Source organism: Cohnella sp. GCM10027633, from assembly GCF_042675445.1.
Lineage (GTDB): Bacteria > Bacillota > Bacilli > Paenibacillales > Paenibacillaceae > Cohnella.
Genome location: NZ_JBHTGV010000003.1, coordinates 1 through 14,106, shown reverse-complemented (window position 1 = coordinate 14,106; position 14,106 = coordinate 1). Strand labels below are relative to the sequence as shown.

At 51.5% G+C, this 14,106-nt stretch carries 10 protein-coding genes; 8 read left to right on the top strand and 2 right to left on the bottom strand.

What is annotated here, in order from left to right; genetic code table 11:
• Window positions 1-79: 79 nt before the first annotated feature.
• Window positions 80-1,651, top strand: coding sequence for a tRNA (N6-isopentenyl adenosine(37)-C2)-methylthiotransferase MiaB (gene miaB / locus ACFQZG_RS09130; protein ID WP_378151643.1), 1,572 nt, complete (start codon window positions 80-82; stop codon window positions 1,649-1,651).
• A gap of 38 nt (window positions 1,652-1,689) precedes the next feature.
• Window positions 1,690-2,166: a YlbF/YmcA family competence regulator gene (locus ACFQZG_RS09125; protein WP_378151641.1), complete on the top strand. Its 477-nt coding sequence runs from the start codon at window positions 1,690-1,692 to the stop codon at window positions 2,164-2,166.
• Window positions 2,167-2,496: 330 nt separating this feature from the next.
• Here ACFQZG_RS09125 and ACFQZG_RS09120 read toward each other — a convergent pair whose 3' ends face one another.
• Window positions 2,497-3,111, bottom strand: a complete 615-nt coding sequence (locus ACFQZG_RS09120) for a hypothetical protein (RefSeq protein ID WP_378151640.1) — start codon at window positions 3,109-3,111, stop codon at window positions 2,497-2,499.
• A gap of 241 nt (window positions 3,112-3,352) precedes the next feature.
• Window positions 3,353-3,982: a biotin transporter BioY gene (locus ACFQZG_RS09115; protein ID WP_378151638.1), complete on the bottom strand. Its 630-nt coding sequence runs from the start codon at window positions 3,980-3,982 to the stop codon at window positions 3,353-3,355.
• 101 nt (window positions 3,983-4,083) lie between these two features.
• Here ACFQZG_RS09115 and ACFQZG_RS09110 point away from each other — a divergent pair, with 101 nt between their 5' ends.
• From ACFQZG_RS09110 to ACFQZG_RS09085, 6 genes are all read left to right on the top strand, one after another.
• Complete coding sequence (locus ACFQZG_RS09110; protein WP_378151636.1) at window positions 4,084-6,861, top strand: ATP-binding cassette domain-containing protein; 2,778 nt, start codon at window positions 4,084-4,086, stop codon at window positions 6,859-6,861.
• Between the two features lie 703 nt (window positions 6,862-7,564).
• Window positions 7,565-8,206: a tyrosine-type recombinase/integrase gene (locus ACFQZG_RS09105; RefSeq protein ID WP_378151634.1), complete on the top strand. Its 642-nt coding sequence runs from the start codon at window positions 7,565-7,567 to the stop codon at window positions 8,204-8,206.
• Between the two features lie 702 nt (window positions 8,207-8,908).
• Window positions 8,909-9,106 carry a hypothetical protein gene (locus ACFQZG_RS09100; RefSeq protein WP_378151632.1) on the top strand — a complete coding sequence of 66 codons (198 nt, stop codon included), beginning with the start codon at window positions 8,909-8,911 and terminating at the stop codon, window positions 9,104-9,106.
• Between the two features lie 1,062 nt (window positions 9,107-10,168).
• Complete coding sequence (locus ACFQZG_RS09095) at window positions 10,169-10,576, top strand: Imm50 family immunity protein (protein WP_378151630.1); 408 nt, start codon at window positions 10,169-10,171, stop codon at window positions 10,574-10,576.
• Between the two features lie 547 nt (window positions 10,577-11,123).
• Window positions 11,124-11,387 carry a hypothetical protein gene (locus ACFQZG_RS09090; RefSeq protein ID WP_378151629.1) on the top strand — a complete coding sequence of 88 codons (264 nt, stop codon included), beginning with the start codon at window positions 11,124-11,126 and terminating at the stop codon, window positions 11,385-11,387.
• 884 nt (window positions 11,388-12,271) lie between these two features.
• Window positions 12,272-12,742 (top strand): NUDIX hydrolase, encoded by a 471-nt coding sequence (locus ACFQZG_RS09085; protein ID WP_378151627.1) that lies wholly within the window; start codon window positions 12,272-12,274, stop codon window positions 12,740-12,742.
• Window positions 12,743-14,106: the final 1,364 nt, after the last annotated feature.

Here is a 14,106-nt window from a genome sequence, read left to right as displayed (position 1 = left end):
ATAGGATGGATATCTATCGGACGGAATGGTATAATTTCTTGATGGATATAGGCTTATAAGTGGAGGAGTGGATCCCGCTATGTCATCCGAGAAGGGGAATAAGGATTACGCCAGCTATTTCGACTTCTCCTCGGCCAAAGTCGTCCGGCAATCGGACGGCAAGACGATCTACCGGATCAACGGCCGAGACATCGCGATGCACTCCGCGCCCAGCTATTCCGAAGAGAAGAAGCGCGGCAAGGAAGAGATTCAGGTCCTTTACGAGAACGGTATTCCGGACGGGCTCGCCGGGCTCGGACGGGGGAAGAAATACCTCATCTATACGTACGGCTGCCAGATGAACGAGCACGACACCGAAATTATGCGCGGCTTGTTCGAGGCAATGGGTTACGAGGCGACCGACGTACGCAAGGAAGCGGACGTCATCCTGCTCAATACGTGCGCGGTTCGGGAGAACGCGGAGGACAAGGTGTTCGGCGAGCTGGGGCATCTGAAGATGCTCAAGCAGCAACGGCCGGAAGTCATACTCGGCATCTGCGGCTGCATGTCGCAGGAAGCGTCGGTCGTGAACCGGATCATGCACAGACAACCGCACGTGGACTTGATTTTCGGAACGCACAATATTCATCGGTTGCCTTACCTGCTGCAGGACGCCCATTACGGCAAGGAAATGGTCGTCGAAGTGTGGTCGAAGGAAGGCGACATCATCGAGAACTTGCCGAAGAAGCGCGCGGAAGGGCTTCGGGCTTGGGTGAATATCATGTACGGCTGCGACAAGTTCTGCACGTACTGCATCGTTCCGTATACGCGGGGGAAAGAGCGGAGCCGCCTGCCGGAGGACGTCATCGCGGAAGTCCGCGACCTGGCGCGCCAAGGCTACAAGGAGATTACGCTGCTCGGGCAGAACGTGAACGCGTACGGCAAAGACTTCGACGACCGGGACTACCGGTTCGGACACTTGATGGACGACATCCGCCGGATCGACATCCCGCGCGTCCGCTTCACGACGAGCCACCCGCGCGACTTCGACGATCACCTGATCGAGGTGCTGGCGAAGGGCGGCAACCTCGTCGAGCATATTCATCTGCCGGTGCAATCGGGCAGCACGGACATATTGAAGCGGATGAGCCGCAAATATACGCGCGAGCGGTTCTTGGACCTCGTCGGCCGCATTCGGGAAGCGATTCCGAACGCCGTGTTGACGTCGGACATTATCGTCGGATTCCCGGGCGAGACGGAGGAACAGTTCGAGGAGACGCTGTCGATCGTGCGAGAGGCGAACTTCTCGTCGGCGTACACGTTCATCTATTCGCCCCGCGAAGGCACGCCGGCGGCCGAGATGGACGACGACGTTCCTTACGAAGTGAAGCACGCGCGGTTAACCCGGTTGAACGAGCTCGTCGGAGAGCTGTCGCTGGCGAACCACCTCGAGCTGCAGGACCGGATCGTCGAGGTTCTCGTCGAAGGCGAGAGCAAGAACAACGCCGACGTGCTGACGGGCAGGACGCGGACGAACAAGCTCATTCATTTTCAAGGGCAGAAGGAATGGATCGGGCAGTTCGTGCACGTGCGCGTTACGGAGCCGAAGGCGTGGTACATCAAAGCGGAAGTCGTGGCGGGGCCGGATACGGCAGCCGTTCAAGCAGGATAATGAATCGAAATACGAACGCATAGACAGGAGAGAATCAGATGTCGGCACACGCACACGATCACGACCATCATCACGATCACGAGAATGGCTGCGGCATCCCGTCGTTCGACAGCCGGGAGCTCGTACTTCGCGAGGACATTATGGTCCGGGCCAAGGAATTGGCGGCGCTCATCACGACGACCGAAGAGGTCGAGCTATACCAGAAGTCGGAGAAGGTCATCCAGTCCCACAAACGGGTGCAGGATCTCATCGTTCTGATCAAGAAGAAGCAGAAGGAGCTCGTGGCCTTCCAGAATACGTTCAACAATCCGAAGATGGTCGAGAAGATCGAAGCGGAAATTTCCGAAATTCAGGACGAGCTCGACGGCATGCCGATCGTGCAGCAGTTCCAGCAAAGCCAAGTGGACGTGAACTACCTGCTGCAAAATATTATCTCGATCATTCGCGATTCGGTTGCCGAGACGCTCGACGTCGAGGGCAAGAAGCCGGCGGAAGATCCGGAAGAGTGCGACTAAGCGACCGGTGATGAATGGCGGGGGCGTTTTCACGAATAATGAGACCTTGAGTCTGCCAACCTACTGACGCCGGGGAATATCGATTCCCTCGCTTCAAGAAGGAGGCAACGACTCGTGACCGAAGGCATTCCGAACTCGCAGACGCGGGCGCCGAAGAGCGACGACCCGAAGAAGCAAGGCCGTTCCGCGGCGAAGAAGAAATCGAAATGAACGAAGAAGACCGCGCGGCAAGCCAAGCGCGGTCTTCTTGTATCGTAGGGAGCGGCGGGGATCCTTGGCGGCTTGTCGGGGCGATCGCGATTGCCTATGGGCATGGACTGGCCGAAGAGTTTACGTGCGTGCTAGGGTCGGCGACTGGATCGGCGACAAGCTGAGCACGGAATACCGTTGGTCGTAGATCAGCTTGTAAGGGACGTTGGGCGATAGCCGCCACTTGTTGAGCCAATATTGGGGCAGGCGCATCCGGTCGTCCGACAGGTTGGCGGGTACTTGCAGGCGGAGGCCGGCGATGTACTTGCCGTTGCGGACGCGAATCGGCAGGCCTTGTCTCTCGGGAATGCCGAGCCGGGATACGAGCTCGTAGCCGATCGAGATGTTAGCGGCGCTCTGCGCGTGAATGATCGCGGTCGCTTCGCTGATCGGCGTCGGCTGGATCGTCAGCGACTTCGCCGAGCTCATGTACGTGAGGGAATAACGGCGCAGCGCCTGCATCTGAAGGCGCTGGGCGAGCTCGTAGTTCATCTCCATGAAGTCCGCGAAGCATTCCCTCCCTTCGAGAAGCTGCACGTTCACGTTATGCGCCTTGGTCGTTCCGCGGACGAGGACGAGCGGCGTACTCCGGGGGATGGCCAGCAGTTCCGAGGCGGAATCTGTGCAGCCCAGCGTCAATACGACGGTGTTGTTCGGGATTTTGGCGATATACAAATCTAACCGGCCGGTTGCCATCTGGAAGGTACACGCTCCTTATCGAAAGTCGCAAGAATCGAAGAGGGTTGCTAGAGAGAGCGCACCTAATATCCGGTTCAAGCGCCACACAATCTTGTTAATTGTATGCCTGAGGCGTTCCGCTTGCTTGTACCTTCGTCCCGATCGGAGATGTCAACCGAGCTGTGCTCCCGCACAAAATGCAAAAAGCTCCCTGGCGGGAGCTTCGGCACGATTATATGTGGCTTAAGCGCGAGTGGCATTATTGGCGATTCGCCGGCTTGCGGGGCCGGATCGCCGGGATGACGGGTCTGAGCGAGGCGATGACGAGCGCTCCCGCTACGGCCTTCAGCGCGTCGCCCGTGAGGAACGGAGTCATGCCTTTGTCGATCGCGGTGCTAAGCGTCAACGTCTCGGAGTAGTGGGCGAGCCATGGCACACCGGTTACATACAGCAGCAACGAAGCCAGACATGTCGTGACGATCAGGGCGATCAGTTTCGGCAGCGACAGCCGCTTGCCGGGCTCGAACAGCCTATCGCAGACGAAGCCGATCAGGTAGGCGGCAATCGGGAACATCCAGATGAAGCCGGCGGTCGCGCCGGTCATCTTGGACAGTCCGGCGCCGTCTCCCATCAGGGGAAGGCCGGTTGCGGTTAGGATGATCACGATGAATATACTCAGGAATCCGTATGTAGCGCCTAGCAGTCCTCCCGCGAGAATGACGGCTAGCGTCTGGAGCGTAATCGGGACGGCGGAGAAGCCTAGCTTGATTTTCATATAGCTTCCTGCGATGAAAAGGGCGCCGAAAAGCGCAGTGAACACGATGCCTTTGATCCATTCGCTCGTATTCTGGCGTCTTGCCACGGTTGCGGCGGAGGATGGGGTAGTCATATTGTCAAAACTCCTTTCGAATGTTAACCTTGGTTTAGTGTTGTGGTTAACAATTCGGATTGTAGCACGAGATGGTTCGATTTGGGAAGAGGGAATTTACGATGGATAGTTCGGTTCTCGATCCGGTCATTCTGGATGGGGTATCCGTTATCGGCACGAACGAGAGCGGGGATGCGGCGACGCGGCTCGAGGACGTGCGGCTGACGCTGGCGCGGGGCGAGTGGTTGTACGTCGTCGGCGTGAACGGAAGCGGGAAGTCTACGCTGGCTCGGACATTGGCCGGCTTATATACGGAAGGCTTGGTCGGAAGCTATAGCCGAGGGTTCGCCGGGGAAGCCTGCAGCCCGATCGTGCTGCAGCAGCCGGAGGCGCAGCTGTTCGGCGAGACGCCGCGCGAGGAAGCGCAGTTCGCGCTGGAGTGGCGGCAGACGCCGGCTGAGCGGATCGCGTCGATGGCGGAAGACGTCTTGCGCCGAGTCGGGCTGCTCGCGCTCGCCGACGAACCGTGGGAGCGGTTGTCCGGCGGGCAGCGGCAGCTGGCGGCGTTCGCCGCGGCGATCGCGGGAGGCGCGCCGCCGATGCTCGTGCTCGACGAGGCGACCTCGATGCTGGACGAGGCGAATCGGGAGACGATCGAGCGCGAATCGCGTCGGCTGCAGCGGGAAGGCACCGCGATCGTCTGGGTGACGCAGCGGCTAGACGAGCTGGCGCCGGATTCTCGCGTCGTCGTCATGGAGAGCGGACGCGTCTTGTTCGATGGGGGCGTTCGCGAGATGTTGTTCGGCCAGAGCGGGGATGCAGGAGCGAAGGCTGAGGCGGGAACGAGGGCGGAAGCGGCAGAGAATGCTGATGATCCGCGCCAAGTGGGGGCGAGAGCAGCTTCGAATGCTGCTCCGAATGCGGAATCGCGGGACTCGGTTCCCCCGTGCGAACGGGCAGGGCTGCGTTTGCCGTATCTATCTTCTCTCGCATTACAGCTGCGGAGAAATGGTAGATTGGAAGGCGTATTACCGGTAACGGCTGCGGAATGGCAGGCGGCATCATTGACTCCGGTAGATGAGTGTCTTAGCGGCGCTAGTGAGACTCCAATCGGTTATTCGGTTGATCTATTGACATCTTCCGGTGGCCACTCGTCTACGTTTCATAGTCGTCCGCCGCTGCGTGCAGAAGGGGTTCCTTGGCGAGATGCGTCCGTCGAGACAGTTAGGGATGAGGGGCTGGAACTGACCGCTGGCAAGCTGACGCTGTTGATCGGCGCCAACGGCGCAGGGAAAACAACGCTGCTTGAGAAACTGGCCGGATTGAGGCCGCCGGAGAAATTGAATCCCTCGTATGGAGACGAACCGGTATGGGTGGCGGGGCGCTGGGGAAAGCGGAAGCTGAATGCCCGTTCGCTCATGCATTACAGCTATGTGCCGCAGAGCGCGGAGAACGGCTTGTTCGCGCGGACGTTGGCGGAAGAACTGCGCTTCTCCGCGCGGCCCTATCGGCTCGGGACAGAGCAATTGGCCGAAAGGATGACGGGGGCGCTGACGGCGGTCGGTTGGAGCGAACCGTGGATGGCGCGCGATCCGTATCTCATGAGCGGCGGCGAGCGGCGACGGGCGGCGTTGGCGGCGTCGTTCGTACCGCCAGTTGCGTGGCTGCTGATGGACGAACCGACCGCGGGCTTAGACGGTGTCGGGCATGAAATTGTCGGCAGATACTTAATGTCATTAAAAGAAAATGGAACCGGCATGCTGCTCATCTCGCACGATCTGGATTGGGCGTTGCCGCTAGCGGACGACGTGCTACTGCTCGACGCGGAAGGCGTCGTTCGGCGATGTACGCCTAAGCAGCTGCTGGCTCATCCGGAATGGTTGCGCGAAGCAGGGATAGCGGTGCCGCTGTGGCTGGAAATTGCGCGTCGGCTGCACCTGCAAGGCATTCCTGCCGAGCGATTGTGGTCGCCGCGCGATGCTGCGAGCGAGATCTTAGTACACGAGGACATTGCCGAAGGGAATGTAGTTGATGTAATTAATGACATTAATTCATCTGCGAGGACAGCTGGCAATGATACCGCTGCAGGTGACAGAGCTACCGGGCAATCGGGAGGTACGATAATTACGAGGATTCGCGGCGAAGTGCCTGGAGCGAGGCATCGATTAGGCTCATTCGACCCGCGTACGATCTGGTTATCCTACGTGCTGCTGTCGATTGGGATTTTCGCGCAGTCTTCATGGTTCGGAATCGCGACGGCAGGAGCCGTGACGTTGTTGTTGCTGGCCGCGGGACGCATCTCGTTATGGCGATGGCGGTCGCTGCTGCAAGGCTATGCGATCTTCTCGATCGTTGCATCGGCATTTTTCGCGATCGGAGCGGGTAGCGGGGGAATGTCATTCGATACGGATGCGTTCGCGGGCATGCTGCTACCTTTTACGAGGACGTATATCGTGCTGCTGCTCGGTCTTGGCATTCCGCTGGTCATGACGCCACTCTCTCTTCGCAATGCGCTGCAGAAGCTGCTGACGTTCGGAGGGAAGACGCCGGGACCGGCGCACCGCCTCATTCTGACGGTCACGATCATGATTCGGTTCATTCCGGTACTTGTGGCGGAATGGGGCAAGTTCGCACGGATCGAGCTGTCCCGGGGTAAGCTGCGGTCTGGCAAGGCGTGGAGGATCGTCGCTCGTATGCGGGATATGGCGTTGCCGTTCATGCTATCGCTTTTCCGCCTTGGGGACGAGATCGCGGTTGCCCTCGAAAGCCGCGGCGTAACGATGGACAGCCGGCCGACTTCAGCGACGAAGCTTCGGTGGGCAGGACGTGATTACGCGTTCGTCGTCTGCGCGTTGCTGCTTGCGGTGGCGATGTGGATGTATGCTAGGGTGTGGGGGTAAGAATCTCCCAAACGATAGACTGATACGTTAATTGGGCCAGCGTTGCAGCTAGACGCGAATGAGCTCGCAATGGTATGATCGGACTAATCGCATAAACTCGAAAGCATCGAGAGACTATTTCCGCGCGGCGCGGGAACGGTCTCTTTTTTGCGTTAGCGGAATGTGGTAGTGGGTTTCCAAATTCTAGGTTGGTTGATAAAATGAGAGGGGATATCGCATGAACGTTCGATTGCGGAAGAGGAATGAGGGAGAGCTACTTGTAGAAGGTCCGTACGATGAGGAGTGGGTCTCGCGCGTTCGAAAGCTGTCATTCCGTAGATGGGATCCTTACGAACGGGCATGGGTCATTCCTAATACGACGGACAGCTTGCAGCAGCTGTTGCGACAGTTCGAAGGAATAGCGTTACTCATCGACGATGCCTTGTTGGAGGAGTCTGAGTTATTAAGCGAGTATGCGCTGAAATCCATGCCCGTTCGGTTAGAAACCATCGAATTGGAACAATCCAGTTGGAACACCCGAGTAAAGCGTCAATTGATGATTAGATTGAGACTTAAAGGCTATAGCGTACAGACGGTGCGGACGTATATAAGTCATGTCGAACGATTCTATCGATTTTACGATGGGCATCGCACTGTGCCTGTCTATGATCTATTAACTGTATATTGCGAGAAGTTGATCGGCGAAGAACGTTCTCATGCTTACGTGAACCAAGCAATTAGCGCAATCAAGCTGTTCTTGAATCAAGTGTGCGGTTTGACGGAAGGCAGATTCGCTTACGTTCGTCCGAAGAAGAAGCGCAAGCTGCCGAACGTCTTGTCCATGAAGGACGTGAAACGGCTGCTAGACGGAGTACGAAACGTGAAGCATCGTACGATTCTGTTGCTCACGTACTCGTCAGGCTTGCGAGTCAGCGAGGTTGTCAGACTGAAGTTCGGCGACTTGGATGCCGACAGGCGGACGCTGCTCGTACGTCAAGGAAAGGGGAGGAAAGATCGGATAACCGTGCTGTCAGAGCATGCTTTTGCGGCGGTACAGACATATATCCTAAGCTACAAACCGGATAAGTGGTTATTCCCCGGCCAGCGACCGAACAGTCCGATCAGCGAAAGATCGGTTCAGAAGATGTTCGAGAAAGCGTTATTCGATGCGGAGATTAAGAAAGACGTCAGCCTGCATTGCCTGCGCCACTCGTTCGCCACCCATCTGCTCGAAGGCGGCATCGATATTCGCTACATCCAGGAGCTCCTGGGGCACAGAAACGTGCAGACGACTGAAATATACACGCACGTCGCCACGAGGAATATAAAGAATATTAAGAGCCCTCTCGATACAATGATGGAGTGAGGTGACGAGTTCGTAGATTCATGTCTATTCAATTAATATACGAAATACGTAAATCCAAATTGAATGTAGATATAAACGAATACGTAGATTAGTTAGTTATACGCCATTGCCTAAATTCATTGAAGAACATCCATCCCAGACCCAAACCTGAAAACCTGCATTTTAACAGAGAAGGATGTCGAGGAAGAATTCCAACCATTCCTATTAGTTAGTTTCAGATCGCAAGCGTACTGATACAACGACGAATATGAATGGTTGAATGCAGGTTTCAGAACGTTTGGGTCGGGCACGTAAGATTCGTCAAGAGCACTTAACTCGATTGAAGATCTTGATTCAACACCATTCAGTTACTCCGTAAACCTTGTCCAGACACATACCGCGGCGCACGAATGGATGCGCACTGACGGTATGAGATACTTTGGACAAGGCAAGGGCACGAAGTAACAGAAATTGAATCAAGATTTCACATCAAGAGCACGAGTTAAGTGACGATTCTTACTTGGATGATTCGAGGAAGAAGGCAACGGCGTATAACACAATATTCACGCATCGGGACGACTCCGTCGCCCCTCGGTCCGGCAGAAGTCCGATGAGAATCGATGAGGCATTTCAGTACACGGGGAAGCATTTAGCAGCCGGACACACCCGCACCACCTAACCGCATCGCGGTCGTCCCTTCGGGACTTAAGGTGGTGGGGCGTCGTGAATACGATAACGTTATCTGCAATTGCCCAAATCAATGAAGTGCATCCATCCCTGACCCCAAACATGAAACCAAAGTGGACACGAAGGGATCTCAACGAAGAAGTCGAACAATTCATATTAGTCAGTAACCCTTTTCTCGCCGAGGACGGCGATGAAGATGAATTGTTCGACGAGCTTGTCCACTTGATTTCATAACCGTTTGGGTCGGGAACGAAAGATTCGTTTATGAATTCTTAATTCTAATGAAGATCTTGATTCTAGAACATCAGTTACTTGATAAAGTCTCACACCGATCGACCGATCCAGCGCCGCACCAATGGTGCATTGTGGATCGACCGAAACCTCGGGATGAGACTTCAAGTACCTGATAGACAAAACGAATCAAGACTTCAAAAACAGAGTTAAATCAAAAAGTAAACGAATCTTTCTTGGATGAATCGAGGAAGAGGGCAACAGCAGATAACACAATATTCACGCTACGGGCCGGCATTCGCCGTCCCTCGGTCCGGATAGAAGTTAGAAGCTTATCAAAGAGGCATTTCAGTTTCAGGGAAGTAGATTCAGCCGGACACACCCGCACCACCTAACCGCATCGCGGCCGCCCCTGGCGGGGCTTAAGGTGGTGGGACGTCGTGAATACATGAACGTTATCCGAAACCTCCGAGTGCTATAAGAGCGTTGGAAAGAGCATTTAATTAATGCAATTAAGAATTCGATACTCGCGGCAGCATGAAGTGAGTAATGATACTTTTGGTGTCGCAGTGAACTGTATAAATAATTGATGATATCTGCTCTTGTATGGATTACAATTCCATTTAAGGGCTGTATTTATATTAAGAGCTAAGAACAGATAAAGATCCAGACAGATAAGATCAAAGACAGATGAAGATCAAAGACAGATGAAGATCAAAGACAGATGAAGATCAAAGACTATTAGAATCTAATAGAGATCCAAAAGTTGGAGATCCAAAACAGTTTGAAGAACAAAACAGAAAAGATCATAAGTGTAAGTTATTCGAGAAGTCGGAGGCATCGGATAACACCATATTCACGCATCGGGGCATTCGCCCCTCGGTCCGGCTGGAGTAGAAGAGGATTCGACGAGGCATTTCAGTAGCAAGGAAGCAGAATCAGCCGGACACATCCGCACCACCTAACCGCATCGCGGCCGCCCTTCGGGCTTAAGGTGGTGGGACGTCGTGAATACAATAACGTTATGTGACATTGCTCAAATACATATTCAAGGAGCCAAATAACATGTGGGCTGATGCACTTGATGAACACCAACAAATATTTCTTAAGTCTTTATTTAACACTGTCCCACAATTACTTAGTGTCAGCATTCTTGAAATAAAAATTGAATACGGTGATAGTGTTTCCATAAGGTTCGATTTACCTGAATATGCAGATAAGCCACCTCAAAAATGGACGAATCAGGGATATAATACGGTTCAAATTCAGTTGGATTTTTCTGGTGTATATATTTGCGATATTCAATTAAGTAGAAATTCAAACAGTGATAAGCATTTAAATAATATTGAAATAATTAAAAATGAAGAAGAGAAGATGATTAATATAATTCTCGATGGGTCTTTTAAAGGAAAAATTAAAGCAGATTATGGATTTATTCAATCAATACAAGGATATATAAATGAAACTAAATAATTTGTGCTGGTATTTCATTGAAGGAGCAACGTCACATAACACCATATTCACGCATCGGGCATTCGCCCTCGGTCCGGCACGAAGTTAGAAGTGGATTCGGAGAGGCATTTCAGTAGCGGGAAGTAGATCAGCCGGACACATCCGCACCACCTAACCGCATCGCGGCCGCCCTTCGGGCTTAAGGTGGTGGGACGTCGTGAATACAACAACGTTATATGAAAGTCAGCTAGAGCTTATTAAGATCAGGAGCAGTTTGTTCAAAGTCAGAAGTGCATGCGTGTCCGCGGTAAATATCATTTGAGCCTTTCGGGAGTAGCTTAGTTGAACGAATTTAGCAAACCTAATGTAAGAGCAGCACGACGAAATTTTCGTGCCAAAGAAATATGATAATGAAGGCAGCTCAATGAAGTCAGCGTGTCAACATTCAGCAAATCTATCAGTAAGGAAGGCATACGACAGACTTATCGTAGAAACATTAAATAAAGCGTTATGAAGGTAAGATCCAGGAAGTCAGCGTGACAACATTCAGCAAAACCGGGGGAATGAAATGGACGATAAATATAATCCATATAAAGACGAAACCATTCATACTACCCAACCAGAAGAACTGAGAGATGAGTTACATACAAGAGAAGGATTCAATGATGTGTTAAAGCATTATGACTCTGTAAATGGGTTTCAAGCTCCCAAGCAATTAAGACAAATTCCGAAATCGATAAGATTTATAACGAAATGGTTAATTATTTTGTTTGTCGTGATATCCATCGTGGCTATAATAGGCCAGTTAATAGATGTAATAGATCATTTATAAAGCATAAGAAAGTCAAGATCAGCGTGTCCGCTTAGTGAATGTAATTCGAGGAGGAGCTGACCTTCATATAACACCATGTTCACGCATCGGGCATTCGCCCTTGGTCCGGCAGGAGTCTGAAGTAGATTCGATGAGGGATTTCAGTATTCGTGGAAGAGGAATCAGCCGGACACATCCGCACCACCTAACCGCGTCGCGGCCGGCTCCTGACGGAGCCTTAAGTTGGTGGGACGTCGTGAACACATGAACGTTATCGGAAATTCTCGAGTGCTGATAAGAGCGTTCAAAAACGATTAAAGAACTGAAAATACATTAAACAAAGTAGTCGCGTGAGATTCCGAAGATTGATTTACTTCGGCGCCGCGGCTTTTATTTATGCGGATTTAAAGTGCGGATTTAGAATGGCTGGGTTATAATTCCATTAGAATAGAAGTCGAAAACAGATGAAGATCAAAGACTAATGAAGATCAAAGACTAATGAAGATCAAAGACTAATGAAGATCAAAGACTAATTAAGATCAAAGACTGATGAAGATCAAAGACTGATGAAGATCAAAGACTGATGAAGATCAAAGACTGATGAAGATCTAGTGCACGAGTTAGATCAAGATCAGATTTGTGAGTGGATCAAGAGGTCGAGAACTTCCGATAACACCATATTCACGCATCGGGACGACCCTGTCGCCCCTCGGTCCGGTAAGAAGTTAGAGGTTGATCGAAGAGGCATTTCAGACTCGAGGAAGCATAGCCAGCCGGACACATCCCACCACCTAACCGCATCGCGGCCGCCCTACGGGCTTAAGGTGGTAGGACGTCGCGAATACAATAACGTTACATGAAATCGGGGAAGAGCATATTAATTCAAATACAAAGGGGACATGACAGTGGGATATATTGAAGATCTAAGAGAAGTAGTTGGTAATAGACCTTTAATCTTGGTCAGACCTAGTGTTGCAATCATTAATAAACTCGGGCAAATCTTATTAGTTAAATATCAAGATCAGACATGGGGGATCCCAGGTGGGCTCATGGAACTCGGTGAATCGACAGAGGCATGTTTAAGAAGAGAAGTTAAGGAAGAGATCAATTTAAACCTCAAATCAATGCAGTTATTCGGCGTCTTCTCTGGGAAAGAACTCTTTACAAAACTTAGAAATGGTCATGAATATTACAATGTAATAATTGGATACATAAGTACAGAATATGATGGAGAACTCAAACCGGACGGTCAAGAAGTCCTTGAATGTGAATTTTTCAATTTAAATGAAGTTCCTGAAGAAACGAACTCATATATTAAAGAAAAGTTAGAACAACTAAAACCAAAGTTAAAGCAGATTTTGCAAGCAACTCAATGAAGACCCCGACATCATGTAACACCATATTCACGCATCGGGCATTCGCCCTCGGTCCGGCACGAAGTTAGAAGAAGATTCGGAGAGGCATTTCAGTGTCGAGGAAGCAGAAGCAGCCGGACACATCCCACCACCTAACCGCGTCGCGGCCAGTCGCTTCGCTCCTTTAAGGTGGTAGGACGTCGTGAATACAATAACGTTATCTGCAATTGCCCAGAGCAATGAAGACCATCCATCCCAGACCCAACCCTGAAACCCTGGTATTCAGAGAGGTGTGTCAGTGAAGAAGTCGAATAATTCATATTAGTTAGAACCATATTTGGTTGCTGTCACTATGAATCATATGAATTGTTCGACAACCAGGTTTCAGATCGTTTGGGTCGGGAACGAAAGATTCGTTATAGCTATTTAACTCTAGTGAAGACCTTAATTCTAAAGAGATCAGTGACTTGTAAAGTCTCATTCAGACTTATAGTTCGGCGCCCAATGGTACGCTGAACTAAACGTTCTGTTCGAATGAGACTACAAGTACTGATCAAAACAAATCAGATACTTGAAAGTCTCATTCAGTCTTAAGTTCGTCGCCCCAATGGTACACCGAACTAAACGATCTGTTTAGAATGAGACAACAAGTACTGATTAAAATGATAGAATCAAGGCTTCATAATCAGAGTTAAATCAAAAAATATAACACGAATCTTTCTTGGATACTCGAAGAAGTGGGCAACAGCAGATAACACCATGTTCACGCTACGGGCCGGCGTTCGCCGTCCCTCGGTCCGGACCGGAGCTCGATGCATTTCGATGAGGCATTTCAGTATACAGGGAAGCTGGAGCAGCCGGACACATCCGCACCGACTAAGCGCATCGCGCCCGGCAGCTACGCTGCCTTAAGTCGGTGGGACGTCGTGAACACATGAACGTTATCAGAAAGTCAGCAAGAGCTGATTAAGTAAATGGCGTGTCCGCGGATATTGGTTATAGAAGGGATCTCGGTGAAGTCAGTGTGTCAACAAAAAGCAAAGCTATATGAGTAGTCATCTCGGTGAAGCCAGCATGTCAACATTCAGCAAACCTATATGAGTGGGCTTTTCGGAGAAGCTAGCGTGACAACATTCAGCAAACCTATATGAGTAGGCTTTTCGGAGAAGTCAGCGTGACAACAATCAGCAATCTTTATGAGTAGGCTTTTCGGAGAAGTCAGCGTGACAACAATCAGCAATCTTTATGAGTAGGCTTTTCGGAGAAGCCAGCGTGACAACATTCAGCAAACCTATATGAGTGGGCTTTTCGGAGAAGCCAGCGTGACAACATTCAGCAGAGCTATATGTGAAGGCCAATCAATGAAGCTAGAGTGTAAAGATATA

Bases quoted from the DNA above. Each gene is read 5' to 3' on its own strand.
- ACFQZG_RS09120 (WP_378151640.1), bottom strand. From the start codon at position 3,111: ATGGCAACCGGCCGGTTAGATTTGTATATCGCCAAAATCCCGAACAAC.
- ACFQZG_RS09095 (WP_378151630.1), top strand. From the start codon at position 10,169: ATGTGGGCTGATGCACTTGATGAACACCAACAAATATTTCTTAAGTCT.
- ACFQZG_RS09115 (WP_378151638.1), bottom strand. From the start codon at position 3,982: ATGACTACCCCATCCTCCGCCGCAACCGTGGCAAGACGCCAGAATACG.
- ACFQZG_RS09090 (WP_378151629.1), top strand. From the start codon at position 11,124: ATGGACGATAAATATAATCCATATAAAGACGAAACCATTCATACTACC.
- miaB (WP_378151643.1), top strand. From the start codon at position 80: ATGTCATCCGAGAAGGGGAATAAGGATTACGCCAGCTATTTCGACTTC.
- ACFQZG_RS09110 (WP_378151636.1), top strand. From the start codon at position 4,084: ATGGATAGTTCGGTTCTCGATCCGGTCATTCTGGATGGGGTATCCGTT.
- ACFQZG_RS09125 (WP_378151641.1), top strand. From the start codon at position 1,690: ATGTCGGCACACGCACACGATCACGACCATCATCACGATCACGAGAAT.